The 17,698-nt window shown below is 63.2% G+C and carries 20 protein-coding genes; 4 read left to right on the top strand and 16 right to left on the bottom strand.

Annotation, left to right across the window (positions count from 1 at the left end; genetic code table 11):
- Positions 1-67: 67 nt before the first annotated feature.
- From GTW25_RS13800 to aroC, 6 genes are all read right to left on the bottom strand, one after another.
- Entirely contained in the window at positions 68-451 is a 384-nt protein-coding gene (locus GTW25_RS13800) for a type II toxin-antitoxin system VapC family toxin (RefSeq protein ID WP_252912719.1), read from the bottom strand.
- 5 nt (positions 452-456) lie between these two features.
- Complete coding sequence (locus GTW25_RS13795) at positions 457-720, bottom strand: type II toxin-antitoxin system Phd/YefM family antitoxin (RefSeq protein ID WP_252912718.1); 264 nt, start codon at positions 718-720, stop codon at positions 457-459.
- Between the two features lie 56 nt (positions 721-776).
- Positions 777-1,037, bottom strand: coding sequence for an exodeoxyribonuclease VII small subunit (locus GTW25_RS13790; RefSeq protein WP_252912717.1), 261 nt, complete (start codon positions 1,035-1,037; stop codon positions 777-779).
- Between the two features lie 2 nt (positions 1,038-1,039).
- Entirely contained in the window at positions 1,040-1,966 is a 927-nt protein-coding gene (locus tag GTW25_RS13785; RefSeq protein WP_252912716.1) for a histone deacetylase family protein, read from the bottom strand.
- Positions 1,967-2,037: 71 nt separating this feature from the next.
- The gene (gene ribB / locus GTW25_RS13780) at positions 2,038-3,141 is read right to left on the bottom strand and encodes a 3,4-dihydroxy-2-butanone-4-phosphate synthase (RefSeq protein ID WP_252912715.1); all 1,104 of its coding nucleotides are present in this window, start codon (positions 3,139-3,141) and stop codon (positions 2,038-2,040) included.
- A 140-nt stretch (positions 3,142-3,281) separates the two neighbouring features.
- Positions 3,282-4,370 (bottom strand): chorismate synthase, encoded by a 1,089-nt coding sequence (gene aroC, locus GTW25_RS13775; RefSeq protein ID WP_252912714.1) that lies wholly within the window; start codon positions 4,368-4,370, stop codon positions 3,282-3,284.
- Between the two features lie 158 nt (positions 4,371-4,528).
- Between aroC and GTW25_RS13770 the strand changes: the two genes are divergently transcribed.
- A complete protein-coding gene (locus tag GTW25_RS13770; protein ID WP_252912713.1) occupies positions 4,529-4,777 on the top strand; it encodes a DUF1344 domain-containing protein in 249 nt (82 codons plus the stop codon).
- Positions 4,778-4,967: 190 nt separating this feature from the next.
- Here GTW25_RS13770 and GTW25_RS13765 read toward each other — a convergent pair whose 3' ends face one another.
- The 4 genes from GTW25_RS13765 to GTW25_RS13750 form a co-directional block, all read right to left on the bottom strand.
- Positions 4,968-5,555: a histidine phosphatase family protein gene (locus tag GTW25_RS13765; RefSeq protein ID WP_252912712.1), complete on the bottom strand. Its 588-nt coding sequence runs from the start codon at positions 5,553-5,555 to the stop codon at positions 4,968-4,970.
- Positions 5,556-5,621: 66 nt separating this feature from the next.
- Positions 5,622-6,440, bottom strand: coding sequence for an enoyl-ACP reductase FabI (gene fabI, locus GTW25_RS13760; RefSeq protein WP_252912711.1), 819 nt, complete (start codon positions 6,438-6,440; stop codon positions 5,622-5,624).
- A 192-nt stretch (positions 6,441-6,632) separates the two neighbouring features.
- Positions 6,633-7,568, bottom strand: coding sequence for a DnaJ C-terminal domain-containing protein (locus tag GTW25_RS13755; RefSeq protein ID WP_252912710.1), 936 nt, complete (start codon positions 7,566-7,568; stop codon positions 6,633-6,635).
- Positions 7,569-7,649: 81 nt separating this feature from the next.
- Positions 7,650-8,090 carry an RT0821/Lpp0805 family surface protein gene (locus GTW25_RS13750; protein WP_252912709.1) on the bottom strand — a complete coding sequence of 147 codons (441 nt, stop codon included), beginning with the start codon at positions 8,088-8,090 and terminating at the stop codon, positions 7,650-7,652.
- Between the two features lie 39 nt (positions 8,091-8,129).
- On the opposite strand from GTW25_RS13750, the gene pdxH reads away from it, so the two are divergent.
- Positions 8,130-8,744 carry a pyridoxamine 5'-phosphate oxidase gene (pdxH, locus tag GTW25_RS13745; RefSeq protein WP_252912708.1) on the top strand — a complete coding sequence of 205 codons (615 nt, stop codon included), beginning with the start codon at positions 8,130-8,132 and terminating at the stop codon, positions 8,742-8,744.
- A gap of 234 nt (positions 8,745-8,978) precedes the next feature.
- Here pdxH and GTW25_RS13740 read toward each other — a convergent pair whose 3' ends face one another.
- Together GTW25_RS13740 and GTW25_RS13735 are read right to left on the bottom strand one after the other, a co-directional pair.
- Complete coding sequence (locus tag GTW25_RS13740) at positions 8,979-9,728, bottom strand: crotonase/enoyl-CoA hydratase family protein (RefSeq protein ID WP_252912707.1); 750 nt, start codon at positions 9,726-9,728, stop codon at positions 8,979-8,981.
- A 71-nt stretch (positions 9,729-9,799) separates the two neighbouring features.
- A complete protein-coding gene (locus GTW25_RS13735; protein ID WP_252912706.1) occupies positions 9,800-11,575 on the bottom strand; it encodes an acyl-CoA dehydrogenase in 1,776 nt (591 codons plus the stop codon).
- 100 nt (positions 11,576-11,675) lie between these two features.
- Between GTW25_RS13735 and GTW25_RS13730 the strand changes: the two genes are divergently transcribed.
- On the top strand, positions 11,676-11,894 hold the full coding sequence (locus tag GTW25_RS13730) for a hypothetical protein (RefSeq protein WP_252912705.1): 219 nt from the start codon (positions 11,676-11,678) through the stop codon (positions 11,892-11,894).
- Between the two features lie 183 nt (positions 11,895-12,077).
- On the opposite strand, the gene purD is transcribed toward GTW25_RS13730, so the two are convergent.
- The gene (gene purD, locus GTW25_RS13725) at positions 12,078-13,349 is read right to left on the bottom strand and encodes a phosphoribosylamine--glycine ligase (RefSeq protein ID WP_252912704.1); all 1,272 of its coding nucleotides are present in this window, start codon (positions 13,347-13,349) and stop codon (positions 12,078-12,080) included.
- A 103-nt stretch (positions 13,350-13,452) separates the two neighbouring features.
- Between purD and ubiA the strand changes: the two genes are divergently transcribed.
- The gene (gene ubiA, locus GTW25_RS13720) at positions 13,453-14,427 is read left to right on the top strand and encodes a 4-hydroxybenzoate octaprenyltransferase (protein ID WP_252912703.1); all 975 of its coding nucleotides are present in this window, start codon (positions 13,453-13,455) and stop codon (positions 14,425-14,427) included.
- Between the two features lie 59 nt (positions 14,428-14,486).
- Here ubiA and GTW25_RS13715 read toward each other — a convergent pair whose 3' ends face one another.
- From GTW25_RS13715 to GTW25_RS13705, 3 genes are all read right to left on the bottom strand, one after another.
- Entirely contained in the window at positions 14,487-15,050 is a 564-nt protein-coding gene (locus tag GTW25_RS13715; RefSeq protein ID WP_252912702.1) for a DUF6101 family protein, read from the bottom strand.
- 210 nt (positions 15,051-15,260) lie between these two features.
- Positions 15,261-16,685, bottom strand: coding sequence for an FAD-binding oxidoreductase (locus tag GTW25_RS13710; RefSeq protein ID WP_252912701.1), 1,425 nt, complete (start codon positions 16,683-16,685; stop codon positions 15,261-15,263).
- Between the two features lie 9 nt (positions 16,686-16,694).
- A complete protein-coding gene (locus GTW25_RS13705; protein ID WP_252912700.1) occupies positions 16,695-17,663 on the bottom strand; it encodes an L-threonylcarbamoyladenylate synthase in 969 nt (322 codons plus the stop codon).
- Positions 17,664-17,698: the final 35 nt, after the last annotated feature.

Raw genomic sequence — 17,698 nt, 5'->3', positions numbered from 1 at the left:
CGAAAGTAAATGCGTTCGACCTTTCCGCAGGAGAGTGCGCGCTTTTGCGCCAGCTCGACAGGGAAGCTTATGGCCAGGTCAGGACCGCCGTATCATAGCGCGAAAGATGCCGATCATACGTGACGAACTGCATGCCCTCGACAATCGATTGCGCCAGCATCAGGCGGTCGAACGGATCGGAATGGATAAGAGGCAGGCGCTCGACGAAGGCGGCGTGTCGAGCCTCGACGGGGAGCAACTGAAAACCTGCCGCCTCGAACTCGATTATGGCCTGATGGCCTGAAAACGGCGGTGCATCAATTCGGCCGAGCTGGTGCTTGATCGCGATTTCCCAAACACTGGCTACAGAAACGGCAACCTCGCCCGCGTTTTCCGAGATGGTATCGCGGATATGTTGCGGGATGCGCTTAGGCAGATTTACCGACCAGATCGCAACATGCGTGTCGAGCAATAGTCTCACTTGCGTGGCGGGTCTTCGGCCAGAAACATCGCTTCGATCTCGGCATCCATTGCCTGGAATGCCTCGAAGTCCATCGGAGGATATTTGCCCTCGGCAAGGCCGAAGCGGATACTCTTCTTACCCGGTGCGTCCAGAGGCACGAGCTTGGCAGCGGGCTTGCCGTTGCGCGCGATGACGATCTCGCTCTCGGCGCCGCTTTCGATGGCGTCGACGAGACGCGACAATGTCGTTTTTGCCTGAAGCATGTTGACGGTGGTCATCACGGCCTCCTTAGCCAAGTCTGGCTAAGATAATGCAGCACCTGACCTTGCGCAAGTTACTCCCCGTCGAGCGGCTCGATCCCGGACGGTCTGCCGTCGCGGGAAAGGCGAATCTTTTCAACCTTGTCTTCGGCGGCCTTCAAGAGATAATCGCAATGCGCCTTCAGCGCCTCGCCGCGCTCGTAGATGCGGATGGACTGGTCGAGTGGCACGTCGCCGCGTTCCAGATCGTCCACGATACGCTCCAGAGCTTCCAGCGCCTGCTCGAAGCTCATCGCCTTGATGTCCGCGTTCGGGGTTTCGGTCGTTTCGGTCATGGTCATCCCTTCATCAGGCGGGCAATGTGGGCGGCGGCGGAAAAGGCCAACCCTTCGAGGTCGTAGCCGCCTTCGAGCAGCGAAACGAGGCGATTGTTCGAAAAGCGGCCGGCACGGTCCATCAATTCGGCGGTCGCCCAGTCGAAATCGTCTTCTACGAGATTGATTTCGGCGAGCGGGTCGAGCCGGTGGGCATCGAAGCCGGCGGAGATGATGATCAGGTCGGGCTGGAACGAATCGATGGAGGGCAGCACGCGCGAGGTGAACGCGTCCCGAAACGTCTCGCTGCCGGTGCCCGGATCGAGCGGCGCGTTGACGATGTTGCCGGCGCCTGTCTCCGACTTGGCGCCGGTGCCCGGATAGAGCGGCATCTGGTGGGTGGAGCAGTAGAGAACAGACGGATCGTCGTAGAAGATGTCCTGCGTGCCGTTGCCGTGATGAACGTCCCAATCCACGATGGCGACGCGTTCGACGCCATGCGCCTTCTGGGCGTGGCGTGCGGCGATCGCGGCGTTGTTGAACAGGCAGAACCCCATCGCCGTGACTTTCTCGGCGTGGTGGCCGGGCGGACGCGAGGCGACGAAGACATTGTCGGCCCTGCCTGCGAACACGTCGTCGACGGCGGCGTTGGCGGCCCCGACAGCGGTGAGTGCGGCATCGAGGCTCTTCGGGCTGACCGTCGTATCGCCGTCGATCCGCGCCAGCCCTTCGCTCGGGATCAGGGAGCGGATGTTGTCGAGATAATGCTGCGGATGTGCGTAAAGCACCGTTTCCGGGTCACCCATGGGCGCAAGCTGGCGATCCAGCCGATCGAAGGTTTCGTCCTCAAGCGCGCGTTCGAGCGCGCGAAGGCGATCCGGCCTTTCCGGGTGACCGGCGGGCATCAGATGTTCGAGATAGATGGGGTGCGTATAAAGACGTGTGACCATGCCCCGATATAGGGGCAATCAGGGCGCGTGACCACGCCCCGATCCGATTCGATGATGACGATCAACAGCGATCAGGATTCAACGATCTCGGTCGAGGCGATCTCGATGCCGAAGCCTTCGAGCCCGACATAGTGGCGCGTGCGCGACGACAGGAGCCTGATCGAGGAGATGCCGAGATCGCGCAGGATCTGCGCGCCCAGGCCGATCTCGCGCCATTCGTCCTCACGGCGCAGCGCCTCCTCATGCGCCTCGGCGTCGCCGCCCTGCGCACGATTGCGACCCGTGTGCCCGACGCCGACGGAGCCTTCACGCAGATAGACGAGAACGCCGCGATCCTCCCCGAAGCGCGTCATGGCGCGCTCTAGGACGGTGCGTGGGCCGAACACGTCCGTCACCACGTCCTCAATATGCAGGCGTACCGGCACGTCGCGACCGTCGCGAATGTCGCCATAGACGATGGCGAGGTGGTGCATCGTGTCCCAAGGCAGGCGATAGGTCAGCGCCCGCGCCTTGCCGGAAGGCGTTTCGATCTCGAAATCGCTGACCCGCTCGATGAGCGTTTCCTGGCGCTGGCGATAGGCGATGAGATCGGCAACGGAGACTTCCCTGAGGCCATTCTTTTTCGCGAAGTCCTGCACCTGCGGACCGCGCATGACCGAGCCGTCGTCATTGACGAGTTCGCAGATGACGCCGACCGCCGGCAGGCCGGCGAGCTTGCACAGATCGACGGCCGCTTCGGTATGGCCGGAGCGCATCAAGACGCCGCCCTCCCGCGCCACCAGCGGGAAGATGTGACCGGGACGGACGAAGTCGGACGCGCCGACATTGCCGTTGGCCAAATTGCGAACCGTCAAGGTGCGGTCGTCGGCCGAAATGCCGGTCGTCGTGCCGTGCTTGAAATCCACCGAGATCGTGAAGGCCGTGGAATGCGGCGCGTCATTGTCGGCGACCATGGGGTTGAGGTTGAGCCGCTTGGCGTCTTCGCGCGTCATCGGCGTGCAGACGATGCCGGACGTATGGCGCACGATGAAGGCCATCTTTTCGGGCGTACAATGCACCGCCGCGACGATCAGATCACCCTCGTTCTCGCGCCCGTCATCGTCCATGACGACGACGATCTCGCCGTTTTCGAAAGCGCGGATGGCTTCGACGATTTTCTTCTGGTCGTAGGGCATGGGGGTCACTTCGTTCGCAAGCATTGGGGAGTAAGGCAGTAAGGGAATAGGGGAAAAAGGGAAGAGGGAAAGATGGGAGGTCGGGCAGGTGCTGTATTCATTACTTCCCTGTTCCCTACTCCCTTTTTTCCCTGTTCCCTTCACTTCCCCGTTTGTCCTCGATGTCTCAGATAGTGGTCGGCGATCGCGCAGGCGACCATGGCCTCGCCGATCGGCACGGCGCGGATGCCGACACACGGATCGTGGCGACCTTTGGTGCGCACGTCGACCTCGTTGCCGTCGACGTCGAGCGACTGGCGCGTCGCAAGGATCGACGAGGTCGGCTTGACGGCGAAACGCGCGATGACGGGCTGGCCGGTGGAGATGCCGCCAAGGATGCCGCCTGCCTTGTTGGACAGGAAGCGCGGGCCGTCATTGCCCATGCGCATCTCGTCGGCGTTTTCCTCGCCGGTGATGCGGGCCGCCTCGAAGCCGTTGCCGATCTCCACGCCCTTGACCGCATTGATCGACATCAGGCCGGATGCGATCTCCTGATCGAGCTTGGCGTAGATCGGCGCGCCGAGGCCGGCCGGAACGCCGTCGGCAACGATCTCGACGATCGCGCCGACCGAGGAGCCCGCCTTGCGGATGCCGTCGAGATAGGTTTCGAAGACGGGCACCGAGGCCGGATCAGGCGTGAAGAACGGGTTTTCTGGCGAATCGATGAAGTCCCAATCCCAGTTCGCGCGGTCGATATCCTTGACGCCGATGGAGACAAGCGCGCCGCGCACGACGAGGCCGGGAACGACCTTGCGGGCGAGCGCACCGGCCGCCACACGCGCCGCCGTCTCGCGCGCCGAGGAACGCCCCCCGCCGCGATAGTCGCGCAGGCCATATTTCACGTCATAGGTGTAGTCGGCATGGCCGGGACGATATTGCCGGGCGATCTCACCATAGTCCTTCGATCGCTGGTCCACATTCTCGATCAGCATGGAAACCGGCGTGCCGGTCGTGACGAGTTCGTCGCCGTCTTCAAGGATGCCGGAAAGAATCCGGACCTGATCCGGCTCCTGCCGCTGAGTGACGAAACGCGACTTGCCGGGCCGGCGGCGATCAAGGTCCGCCTGAATGTCGGCGAGTCTGAAACGGATGCCGGGCGGACACCCGTCGACGACGCAGCCGATTGCCGCACCATGGCTTTCGCCCCAGGTTGTCACGCGAAAAAGATGCCCGAACGTGTTGTGCGACATTGCCCGTTTCCTGCCCTTTGGCGCTGCTTCTATTGGCCTTTTGACGGCCGGTCAAACCGCGCGGAGTTTTGACACATTGTTTCGGTTCAAAGGCGCTGTCGTGCGCGCCGCCAACCATAATGACGGACGGCGCAAAGCCAGTCCGGAGGTTCGATCCCATGCGCCTGCTCACAACGCTCACCGCCTCAGCGGTCCTTTTCGCCGGCGCAGCCCTCGCCGCAAACGACGAAGGCCCGATCGCACAGATCGACCGTGAGACGATGACAATCACGCTGGAGAACGGCAACAGCTACAAACTGCCGGGCGAATTCGACGTCGAGTCGCTTTCGGAAGGGATGGATGTGTTTCTCGCCTATGAAGAAATCGATGGCGAGAACCAGATCACTGATGTGGATCTGGGGAACTGAGGCAGTTTGCCGGGCGATCCGGTGGAGATGGCGAGGCGTGGATTCCTGTGACGAGCACAGGAATGACAAGTGCATTTCAGGTCGCTGCAAATCCCCAATTTTGGCGGTTGGCAACACCCTTGATGCCGTCATTCCTATGCTCGTCACAGGAATCCATGCCTCTTCGGTTCGCCTACAAAGCCTTGACCGGCTACAGCCACTCCAGCCTTTCCCCGTCCCAGCGCAATATCCTGTCCTGAGGCACATCGAGAACGGCCGCCTTGTCTGCAGCCATGCCGCCGACGAGGTGGAACAGCGCGCGGATGATGCCGCCATGGGCGACGCACACGGTCGGCCGGTCGATTTCCTCGAAGAACGGACGAAAGCGGGCCGTCAGGCCCTCATAGCTTTCGGCGGCCTCGCCGGGCGGCAGGAAATGCCATTTGTCGGCATTTCGCGACGCCGCGGCGCCTGGCATGTGTGCCTCGACCTCGGCCATCGTATAGCCCTGCCAGTCGCCGAAATTGAGTTCCATGAGGCGCGGATCGGTAACGTATCCCCGGCGGGCGAGACCGGCGCCGAGACGAACCCGCTCCATCGTTTCGCATGTGCGTTTCAGCGGGCTGGCGACGAAGTGGAACGACGCGACATCAGGTTCGATTTCGGCGAGTCTCGCTCCGTTGCGGTCGGCCTGCGCGCGCCCCAGCGCGTTCAGGTCGGTATCCGCCTGACCTTGCAGGCGAAAGGTCGCGTTCCAGTCGGTCTGCCCGTGCCGGATGAAGTAGCTGATCGTTGCCATGACGAGCGGTTTAGCCCGGCCGCATCCCGTGCGGCAAGGCGAGCCCGGTCAAATCCCCGCGAAAGGTCAGTCCTTGACGGTCGCGATGTCCGGCGCGTCTACGGCCTTCATGCCGACGACGTGATAGCCCGAATCGACATGCAGCACTTCGCCGGTCATGCCGCGCGACATGTCCGACAGAAGGTAGACGCCGGTCTGGCCGACCTCGTCGATCGTCACGGTGCGGCGCAGCGGTGCGTTGTATTCGTTCCACTTCAAAATGTAGCGGAAATCGCCGATGCCGGAGGCGGCAAGCGTCTTGATGGGGCCTGCCGAAATCGCGTTGACGCGGATGTTTTTTGGACCGAGATCGACGGCCAGATACTGCACGGACGCTTCGAGCGCGGCCTTGGCGACGCCCATGACATTGTAGTTCGGCATGACCTTTTCGGCGCCGTAATAGGTCATGGTCAGCATCGATCCGCCGTCGGCCATCAGTTTCTCGGCACGCTGTGCGACTGCAGTGAATGAATAGACGGACACGTCCATGGTGCGCAGGAAATTGGCGTGCGAGGTGTCGACATAACGGCCGACGAGTTCGTCCTTGTCGGAAAAGCCGATCGCGTGGACGAGGAAGTCGAGCTTGCCCCATTTCTTTTCGAGTTCGGCGAAAACCGTATCGATCGAGGCCATGTCGGTCACGTCGCAATGGCCGGCCATGACGGCGCCAAGTTCGGCTGCGAGCGGCTCGACGCGCTTCTTCAAGGCGTCGCCCTGCCAGGTGAAGGCCAGTTCGGCACCTTGCTCGGCGCATGCCTTGGCAATGCCCCACGCGATCGAACGGTTGTTAGCGACGCCCATGATGAGGCCGCGCTTGCCAGCCATCAATCCGTTTCCACCTGCCATGTCATTTCCTCGACGCAAGTCACTTAGACCATGATGCCGAAAAGTGGGAACCGGTTTTCGGACGACATCATGGTCTAACTAATTATTTAGCCGCATGTCTGCGACGCCAAGTGATTCCACTTGGCTGCACCATGCTCTGAGCCCGAGCCTATCGCATAGAGGGTGTACGGCATCAAGCCGCAACGGGAACGATCATGACGCACGGCGGGCGCGCATCAGCGCTTCGAGGTCCTCGTCCCGGTCCATGGGCAGCATGACGGCGACATGGACATAGAGGTCGCCATGGCCGCCCGACTTCAACGGCAAGCCCTTGCCCTTGAGGCGCAGGCGCTTGTCGGAGCTCGACCACGCGGGGATGGATACGGCCAGCCGGCCCGTCGGCGTTTCGACAGCCAGCTTTTCCCCCAGCACGGCATCTTCCAATGCGACCGGCAGATCGACATGAAGATCTCGCCCGTCCAGACGATAGAGCGGATGCGGCCTGAAGTGGATTTTCACCAGCGCGTCGCCCGGCTCGCCGAGCGTGACCTGCTCGCCCTGCCCCTTGAGGCGGATCGTCTGGCCGTCTTCCAGGAAGGCAGGCAGCTTGACCGCGATCCTGCGACCATCGGAAAAGGCAGCGGTAACCTTGGCGGCGGTCGCCACTTCTTCGATCGTCACGTCGAGCGTGGCCGAAAGGTCCGCGCCGCGCGGCTGGCGGCGCGGGCCGGCGCTTGCCTGCGGCCCGGCTCCCGCACCTTGCTGGCGAAACGCCTGCCCGAATATGTGGCTGAATATGTCGTCCCCATCGCCGCCACGCGCCGTGCGGAACTCGAAATTCGCGTTGCCCGGCCCGCCGCCGGCACGGCTGAAGCCGCCGAACGGATCGCCGCCCCCAGCCGCGCCCTCGAAACCCGTGAAGCGCGGCTTTCCGGTCGCGTCGATCTCGCCGCGATCGAACCGGGCGCGCTTTTCCTCGTCGCCGACGATCTCGTAGGCCTGGTTGGCTTCGCCGAACCGTTCGGCAGCTTTGGGGTCATCCGTGTTCTGGTCCGGATGATATTTCTTCGCCAGCTTGCGGAATGCCGACTTGATGTCCTTGGCCGAGGCGTTCCTGGCAACGCCCAGCACCGAATAGGGATCGCGCATCGTGTTTGCCTTGCCCGAGAGTGAGGTTTTGTCGGCTTTTATATGCTCTCGAAGGCCATGATATTCCAGTGTTCAATGGCATCAGAGCCGGTCGAAAGCGGTCATCGCCCATATTCCGCCGGACGCAAGGCACGATTCGCCCTGATAGATCGCGACGCCATCGAAACTTTCGCGTGTGGCCTCGAAACGGCGGCACAGCGTGCCGCTTTCGCTGTGCTCGCTGATCCCGCTCAACGCACCGCGCGAACCGGTCTCGGCATTGGCCCAGGCAAGGAGCGTCGGCGCGCCGGCATCGAGATCGAGCGCGGAGACGACGTTGCGGATGGTCGCGGCGTCGGAAATTTCGGTCGTGTCTTTCGGCTTGGCCGAGGACGAGACCGAGCCGGTAATGATGGACGTATCCTTGGCAATGTCGTCGAGCGTGACGCCGCGCGAGCCGCAGGCGGTCACGACCAGCGCGCAGCCGAGCGCTGGCGCCAAACGGCGCAGCGTCATCGCCATCGCTTGCAACGGATGCAACAATGCGTCATCTCCAGCCTCAATCATGCGCGGAGGCCTACAATGTCGCAGTCGGGGTTAACAAACACTGATTTTACCGAGGAAAGCGAACCTTATGCGCTTTTTTCGCAGTGGCTGAAAGACGCGGGCGAAGCCGAAATCAACGACCCGAACGCCGTCGCGCTTGCGACCGTCGATGCAGACGGCCTGCCCAATGTGCGCATGGTTCTGCTCAAGGGTTTCGAGGAACGGGGCTTCGTCTTCTACACGAATTACGATAGCGCCAAGGGGCGCGAAATCCTCGGCTCGATGAAGGCGGCCATGTGCTTTCACTGGAAGAGCCTGCGCCGGCAGGTGCGCGTGCGCGGGCCGGTCGAAACCGTGAGCGACGCCGAAGCGGACGCCTATTACGCAAGCCGCCCGCGCGGCAGCCGTGTCGGTGCATGGGCCTCGGCGCAGTCGCGGCCGCTCGAAGGACGTTTCGCGCTCGAAAAAGCCGTTGCCGAATACACGGCTAGATACGCGATCGGCGAAATTCCGCGCCCCGCCCACTGGTCGGGCTTTCGCATCAAGCCGGTCGAGATCGAGTTTTGGCACGACCGTCCGTTCCGTCTGCACGACCGGGTGCAGTTCAGGCGGGATGCGGATGGATGGGCGAAGACGCGGCTTTATCCGTGACAGCACGAGTGAGGGTGAAGAGCGCGGCGGTGTGTGACCGTTGAGGCATGGATTCCTGTGACGGGCACAGGAATGACGATGGCGGGGATGTTTTCCGCCAGTCTTGCAGGTCTAACGCCTTGCATAGCCTTCAATGCCTTCATTCCTGTGCTCGTCACAGGAATCCATGCCTCAACCGTCATGCGAGCTTCTTTCCAGCCGGGTGGGCGGCGCTGCAAATGAAGGACGACGCGTCTATTTCTTCCGGTTCATGAACGCGACGAAGGCGTTGCGGGCTTCGTCGGATTTGAGGCGCTCGCGGAATGCGACGCCTTCGGCCTCGATCCGCTCGATGAGCGCCGTGCGGTCGCCGAGGAGGAAATTGCGGGCGATCTTCAGGGCTTCGGGCGGCTTGGCGGCGATGCGCTCCGCTGCTGTGAAAACGGCGTCGTCGAGGTCGGCGTCGGCGACGACGGCGTAGATCAGGCCCGCCTCCCTGGCGCGCTCGGCGGAGAACCCTTCGCCCAGCCCGAGAAGCGCGAATGCCCGCTGGCGGCCGATGACCGCAGGGGCCAAAAGGCTGGAACCGGCTTCGGGCACCAGTCCGAGATCGACGAAGGGCGTGCGGAATTCGGTGCGCGGCGTGGCGAAGGTCAGGTCGCAATGCAAATTGATCGTCGTGCCGATGCCGACTGCGATGCCGTCGACGCCTGAAACGATTGGCTTTTGCGCGTTGGCCAGCGCGAGCAGGAAATCGTAGACCTCGCGGCCGCCCTCGCCGCCGGTCGCGACAGCCATGAAGTCGGCGAGATCGTTGCCCGACGAGAACGCCCCCGGCACGCCGAGAATGACATGGCAGCGGATTTCGGGATCGGCATCGCCATCCGTCAACGCCTTCGCCATTTCGGCATACATCGCGCGGGTGATGGCGTTCTTCTTGTCCGGCCGGTTCATGCGGATCGACTGGACAGCGCCGCGGCGTTCGATCTGGATATGTTCGTTCATGCTTTTTCCTCTGATTCGAGCATTATGTTGTCCGAAAACCGGCTTCCACTTTTCGGCATCATGCTCGTTCCTCACCCCACGAGCGCAGCGGCGGCTTCGCGCAGGCTTGTTGAGCCTTCCATCACGCGGCGGCGCAAGGCGGCCGTCTCTTCGATCAGATTTTCGGCGTAGAACCGGCACAGCGGAACGCGCTTGCCGCTTTCGTCCCCGACGGCCCCGCGCGCCAGATAGGCACCGCCCGCAGCCAGAGCGAACAGCCGCAAATAGGGCGTTGCGCCTGCGAGCGCGTCTTCCGTGCGGCCAGAGCCAAGAGCTTCCTGCAACCATGCGGTCGCTTCGGACAGATCGTTGAGCGCGGCATCGCATTTTTCCGCCGTCGCACCGAAGCCGTCGCCGTTCGAGGTGCGCACCGCTTCGATGTCGGTGTGAAGTTCGTCGATGTAGCGCATGACCGCGCTGCCGCCATCGAGCGGCAGCTTGCGCATGACGAGGTCGATCGCCTGGATACCGTTCGTGCCTTCATAGATCGGCGCGATGCGGGCGTCACGGTAGAGTGCGGCCGCGCCGGTCTCCTCGATGAAGCCCATGCCGCCGTGGATCTGGAGGCCGATGGACGCCATCTCGACGCCGATATCGGTCGAGAACGCCTTTGCGACGGGGGTCAAGAGGCCCGCGCGATCGGCCCAGAAGCGGGCGTCGTCGCCTTCGATCCGCCGGCTCATGTCGATCGCGTGGGCGCAGGAATAGCAGATCGCGCGCGCAACCTGCGTCAGCGCCTTCATGGTCAGGAGATTGCGCTGCACGTCGGGATGATGGACGATCGGCGCCATGCCCTCGCTTTCATGGTCCTTCGCCTTGCCCTGACGACGGTCCAGCGCATAGGCATGCGCCTTCTGGAACGCGGCTTCGGCGACCGCGACACCCTCGATGCCGACGGACAGGCGCGCGTTGTTCATCATGGTGAACATGCAGGCAAGGCCGCGATTTTCCTCACCGACGAGATAGCCGACCGCGCCCTTTTCCTCGCCGTCCACGAAGCCATCGCCGAAGATCATGGTGCAGGTGGGTGAAGCGTGGATGCCGAGCTTTTCCTCGATCGAGGCGCAGAATGCATCGTTGCGGCGGCCGAGAACCCCCTCCTCGTCGACAAGGAATTTCGGCACGAGAAAGAGCGAGATTCCCCGTGTGCCGGCAGGGGCATCGGGAAGGCGCGCAAGGACCAGATGGACGATGTTATCCGTATAATCGTGCTCGCCATAGGTGATGAATATCTTTTGGCCGAAGATGCGATAGGTGCCGTCATCGGCGCGCGTCGCACGGGTGCGCAGGGCGGCGAGATCGGAGCCGGCCTGCGGTTCGGTCAGGTTCATCGTTCCGGTCCATTCGCCGGAAACGAGCTTCTCCAGATAGGTCGCCTTGAGCTGGTCCGAGCCGTGCGCCTCGATCGCTTCGGCAGCGCCCTGCGTCAATGTCGGGCAGAGCGCGAAGGCTATGGAGGCCGAATTCCACATCTCCATCGCCGCCATGGCGAGCATGACCGGCAGGCCTTGGCCGCCGAATTCCTCGGGGCCGGAAAGCCCGTTCCAGCCTCCGTCGATCCAGTGGCGGTAAGCCTCTTTCCAACCGGGCGGCGTGGTGACGGCGGCATCTGCGTGGACCGCGCCGACCTCGTCTCCAATCTTGTAGAGGGGGCTGAGTTCCTCGCCGGCGAAGCGCCCCGCCTCACCCAGAATCGCGTCGACCAGATCTTCCGAAAGATCGCCGAACCGGCCCGATTCAAGGGCCGGGCTCAGTCCCGCCACATGCTTCAGGGTGAATGCGATGTCATCGACGGGCGCGCGATACATGAAGCTTCCTCCGGCTCGAAAAGGCGTCGGCACAACAGCTAGTTTTTTTTGACGTTTACGTCAAACGGACTTAACTAGGCGGGGAATATGGAGACCGGAAATGCTCGCTCGCCCCGAAACCAATCACTGCGTCGTGTGCCGACGCCGCTTCGGCGACGAGGCGTTCTCGTATTATTACGGGCGGATCGAGCAAGGCGCCGCCTATTACTGCGACGAGGGAATCCTGTGCTCGCCGGCCTGCGCGCTGAAGCAGTTCGAGCGGCGGCGCGGTGCGGGGACCTACCCGCAGAAGCCTGCGGACGATCCGTTCGAGGTTTGAAGCGGACTTGCGGTGGAGATTTCGAGGCATGGATTCCTGTGACGAGCACAGGAATGACGGCATTGAGGCTCTGGCCAGCTACGAACGGTTTGAGTTTGCGGAATCACACTTGAAGTCGTCATTCCTGTGCTGGTCACAGGAATCCATGCCTCAACCGAGAAATGTCCGCACGAGCGAAATAAATCACCGCTTTTCGCGTTCGACCTCGCGCCAGCCGATGTCGCGGCGGCAGAAGCCTTCGGGCCAGTCGATCCGTTCGATGGCGGCGTAAGCCTTTTCACGCGCGGCGCTGACGGTCAGGGCCATTGCGGTGACGTTCAGGACGCGGCCGCCATTGGCGACGATTTCGCCATCCTTGCGTGCGGTGCCGGCGTGGAACACTTCCACATCATCGCCCACGCGGTCGAGACCTCGGATGACGCTGCCCTTTTCCGGCGTCGCCGGATAGCCCTGCGCCGCCATGACGACGGTGAGCGCGACCTGGTCGCGCCAGCGCGCCGACATATGCGCCAACTGCCCGTCGGCCGCCGCGTTCAGGAGGATCAGCAGATCTTCCTTGAGACGCATCATCAGGACCTGACATTCGGGATCGCCGAAGCGGGTGTTGTATTCGATGAGTTTGGGGCCGTCCGGCGTCAGCATCAGCCCGGCATAGAGCACGCCCGAAAACGGTGCACCCATCTCAGCCATGCCCTTCATGGTCGGCTCGATGATCGTTTTCATCACCTGATCGACCAGTTCCGACGTCAGGACGGATGCGGGCGAATAGGCGCCCATGCCGCCGGTGTTCGGGCCGGTATCGCCGTCGCCGACGCGCTTGTGATCCTGCGCCGTGCCGAAAGGCAGTGCGGTCTTGCCATCGCACAGGCAGAAGAAAGACGCCTCCTCGCCCTGCATGAACTCTTCGACGACCACCTCGGCGCCGGCCTCGCCGAACCCGCCCTCGAAACAGTCGTCGATGGCCGCGAACGCCTCGTCGAGCGTCATCGCGACCGTGACGCCCTTGCCGGCGGCAAGCCCGTCCGCCTTGATGACGATCGGCGCGCCTTGCGCACGCACATATGCCTTTGCCTTGGGCGCGTTGTTGAAGCGCTCATAGGCGGCGGTGGGGATGTCATATTTGGCGCACAGGTCTTTGGTGAAGCCTTTGGAGCCTTCCAGTCGGGCGGCGGCGGCAGACGGGCCGAAGACGCGAATGCCGTGTGCGCGAAGCACATCCGCCAGCCCTGCGACGAGCGGCGCTTCCGGCCCGATGACGACGAGGCCGATCGCCATCAGCTTGCAAAAGGCGGCGACCGCCTCGTGATCTTCGATATCGAGGACGACGCATTCGCCATGATCTGCGATGCCGGGATTGCCCGGCGCGGCGAAGAGCTTCGTCAGCATCGGCGAAGCGCCAAGCTTCCATGCCAGCGCATGCTCGCGCCCGCCCGAACCGATCAGAAGTACGTTCATGAAAACCGTCCTCGCTTTGCCGATGGCCGCGATTAGGCGGTCAGGCAGGCAGGGTCAAGCCACGGCGCTTGACGCATCTGCCGATGCCTGCCAATCGAAATACATGGAAACGATCCAATCACGCGAGACGCGCGGGCGCGTCGCCGATGCGCCGTCCGGGCACTGGGTCTATCGCGCCCTGCCCGCATCGCTCTGGCCCTATGCGCAACTTGCGCGCTGGGACCGGCCGATCGGCTGGTGGCTGCTTTTATGGCCGTGCTGGTGGTCGGCAGCGCTTGCGGGGGCCGCGTTCTTCGATGCAGACCAGCCGATCGCGGCGCAATTGCCCTCGTTCTGGCATCTGGCGCTGTTTCTGATCGGCGCGGTCGCGATGCGCGGCGCGGGCTGCACCTATAACGACATCGTCGATGAAAACATCGACCAGATGGTCGCGCGGACGCGTTCGCGCCCGCTGCCGTCGGGTCAGGTCACGCGCAGGCAGGCCTGGGTGTTTCTGTTCGGACAGTGCCTTGCCGGGCTCATCGTGCTGCTTCAGTTCAACTGGTTCGCCATTGGAATGGGCGTGGCCTCGCTGTTGACGGTCGCGATATACCCGTTCATGAAACGCTACACGGACTGGCCGCAACTCTTTTTGGGCTTTGCCTTTTCCTGGGGCGCATGGATGGGCTGGGCGGCTTATTTCGGATCGATCTCGCTTGCGCCGGCTCTGCTCTATCTCGGGTCGATCCTGTGGGTGGTCGGCTACGATACGATCTATGCGCATCAGGACCGGGAAGACGATGCGCTGGTGGGCGTGCGTTCGACCGCACGGCTTTTCGGTGACAATACGAAGCCGTGGCTCGTCGCGCTTTATACCGGTTCGCTCATGCTTTTCGCCACTGCGTTCGCGGCGGCTGACGTGGTGTGGCCGGCCTATCTCGGCCTTGCGCTCGCTGCCGCGCACATGGCGCGGCAGATCACTGTGCTGGACATCAATGACGGGGATCAGTGCCTGAAGCTTTTCAAGTCGAACTCGACCGTCGGCTGGCTGATCTTCGGCGGACTGGTGCTTGGAAGCGCGGCCGCCGCCGCGCTTTAACGTCAGACCATGATGTCGTCCGAAAATCGGCTCTTACTTTTCGGCATCATGATCGAAACTCAACGACGGGCGATGATCTCGTCGCCGCCGATCACAAGCCGCATGCCCAGATTGCCGAACTTGCGGCGGGCAAGGAATCGCGGACGGCGCTGAGCCGCCAGGCGGCGCTTGCGGCGTTCCATCGCGGGCGCCGTCTTCACGCCGCCAAGCGATTCTTCGAGCGAGCGCGCGACGCCGTCCGATTCGAAAAGAAGCATGGGAAGCTGGTACGCTTCGGCCCAGGCGCGCCAATCGGCGGCGACGTCCTCGAGATCGTGAGCGACGAGGAGGGGCACCGACAGCATGGGATCGTTGTGCATCAGTTCGAGCGTGACGGTCACTTCACCGTGGCCATCCTCGATCGCCCGCGCGGCGACGCCCTTGAAGGCGTTGGCCGGCAGGACCACCGTCACCGGCAGGCGGCTCTTTTCGAGCAGGCGGTGGATGGTCACGCGGCGGCGCTCGATCTCGAACGAGACGTCGCCGAACTCGTCATGCGTCGCGTAGGTGGTCGTCTGCGGCAGCCTGAAGGGATCGAGCCGCATGTCGCGGCCCGCCCAGGCGGGTTTTAGCCCGGTATTCATGTTCGCGCCTTCCTGTCTCTTCCTGAGAGCCGAGGTTGATCCCCGATCCCTCCGGGCGGTTCGTCCGCCTCTCTTCATGAGCGAGACTAGGCGCGGTCCCTTACCGTGGGCCTTAGATATTCGGTTAAATTTGTCTGGATGCGCGAGATGGTTATCGCTTTCCAACCTCATGAAAGGATTGGGAAAGCTGTGTTGACGAGCCGTTTATGCTCAGATCATTTTTCCCGGATTCATGATGCCGGCGGGATCGAACGACGCCTTGATCCGGCGCATCAGGTCAATCGCGAGGGGCGGCGCGGTTGCCAGCAATTCGTCGCGCTTCATGATGCCGATGCCGTGCTCGGCGGAGATCGATCCGTTCATCGCACGCACGATGGCATGGACGGCGTCGTGCATGGCACGGTCATGGGACAGGAACTCCTCCTTGTCCGCGCCTTCGGGTTGCGAGACGTTGAGATGCAGATTGCCGTCGCCCATGTGGCCAAAGCAGACCATGCGTGCGCCGGGCACGACGGTAAGAATGACCGCGGCGGCCTTTTCGATGAATTCGGGGACAAGCGCGATCGGCACGGAAACGTCGTGCTTGATCGATCCGCCCTCGGGGCGCTGCGATTCCGACATCGATTCGCGCAGACGCCAGAAGTCGCCCGCCTGCGCGAGGTTCATCGCCAGCGCCGCGTCCTCGACCAGTTCTTCTTCGAGCCCTGCGCCGACGATCTCCTCGATCAGGCCGCGAGCATCCTCCGCCGAACGGCCCGACGAAATTTCCATCAGGACGTACCAATCGTGCTCGCCTTGAAGTGGGCTGACCGTGTCGGGGATGTGTTTCAAAGTGAAGTCAAGCGATCGCTTCTGCATAAGCTCGAACGCGGTCAGGCTCGCACCTGCAGCGCTGGAGGCGATCGTGAACAGATCGAGCGCCGCTTTCGGATCGGGCAGTCCGATCCACGCGACCTCGCGGCCTTTCGGCTTCGGGACCAGCTTGATAATGGCGGCGGTGATGATCCCGAGCGTGCCTTCGGCGCCGACGAACAGGTTTTTCAGATCGTAGCCGGTGTTGTCCTTCTTGAGCTTGCGCAGATCGTCCAGCACCTCGCCGGTCGGCAGCACGACCTCCACGCCGAGGCAAAGCTCGCGCGCGTTGCCATAGGCAAGAACGCCGGTGCCGCCCGCATTGGACGAGAGATTGCCGCCGATCTGGCATGAGCCTTGCGAGCCGAGCGACAACGGAAACAGGCGATCATTATCGTCGGCCGCGGTCTGGATGGTTTCCAAGACAACGCCGGCCTCCACCGTCATGGTGTTCGACGACAAATCGATCTCGCGGATGCGGTTAAGGCGGCTGAGCGACAGGATCACCTGTGTTCCCGAATTGTCGGGCATCTGCGCGCCGACGAGGCCGGTATTGCCACCTTGAGGCACGATGGCCGTTCCGGTTTCGCTCGCGAGTTTCAGTATTTGCGAGACCTCGTCCACATTCGCCGGCCGTAGCACCAGCCGCGAAACCCCGGCATAGCGGCCGCGCGGTTCTACCAGATAGGGTTCGAGGTCGTGCGGGTCGGTGACTGCGTGCCCTTCACCGACGATGGCGATGAAGCGAGCGGCGATTTCGGGATCAATGGCAGTATCGGGCATTCGCAAAACCTATTCCGGGGCAGTTGGCTTGTCACGGGGCGCGGCCGCACGGCTCAACCTGTCGTTGATCGCTTCGCCCAGTCCGTGATCGGGCACCGGCATCACCGCGATCGACTTGGCGCCCGAGGCGTCGAGTTCGGCAAGATACGCAAAGAGATTGGCGGCCGCTTCGCGCAGATCGCCGGAGGACGAGAGGTTGCGCGTGGCGAGCGGACTGCCGGCAACCGCGAATGACCCGAAGGCCAGCAACGCCTCCCCAGGCATCAGGGCCGAAACGTTCAGCCGGACATTCGCCGTCGGCGCGTAATGGGATGCGAGCATGCCGGGCGCCTCCACCTTGCCGGTCGCCCCGCGCGCCAGAGGCATGTCGATCACGGCTTCGATGTCTTCCGCCGCCACGCCGCCGGGGCGTAGGAGCCGCACCGTTCCGCTCTCCACCTTAACGATGGTCGATTCGACGCCGACGGGCGTTGCGCCGCCATCGAGGACCAGCGGGATGCGCTCGCCGAGATCCGCCTCGACAGCCTGCGCAGTCGTCGGGCTAATACGGCCCGACGCGTTCGCGCTCGGTGCCGCCAGGGGCCGGTCGAGCCGCGCGATGACCTCATGGGCGAGCCCGTCGGGCATGCGCAGGCCGACCGTGTCGAGGCCGGCCGAGACGAGCGCATGAATCGGATGACCGAGCCTCAGCGGCAGGACGATGGTGAGCGGGCCGGGCCAGAAGGCGGCGGCGAGCTTGCGCGACAGGCTGTCGAAGATCGCGATGTCGGACGCCATCTTCATATCGGCGACATGGACGATGAGCGGGTTGAAGCGCGGGCGGCCCTTGGCCTCGTAGATCGATGCGACGGCCTCGCCATTGGTGGCATCGGCGGCCAGCCCATAGACGGTTTCGGTCGGAATCGCGACGAGTTTGCCGGCCGCCAGCAATTCGATCGCCTGCCCCACTCCCTCGCTGCCGCGTACGATCTTCGCCAAGCTGTTTGCGTCCTGATTCCGGTTATGGGCCGAAG

Origin of the sequence: Aliihoeflea aestuarii (genome assembly GCF_024105665.1) — a bacterium.
GTDB lineage: Bacteria > Pseudomonadota > Alphaproteobacteria > Rhizobiales > Rhizobiaceae > Aliihoeflea > Aliihoeflea aestuarii.
Note: the sequence above shows the minus strand (reverse complement) of the source record. Positions and strands in the feature narration are given on the sequence as shown.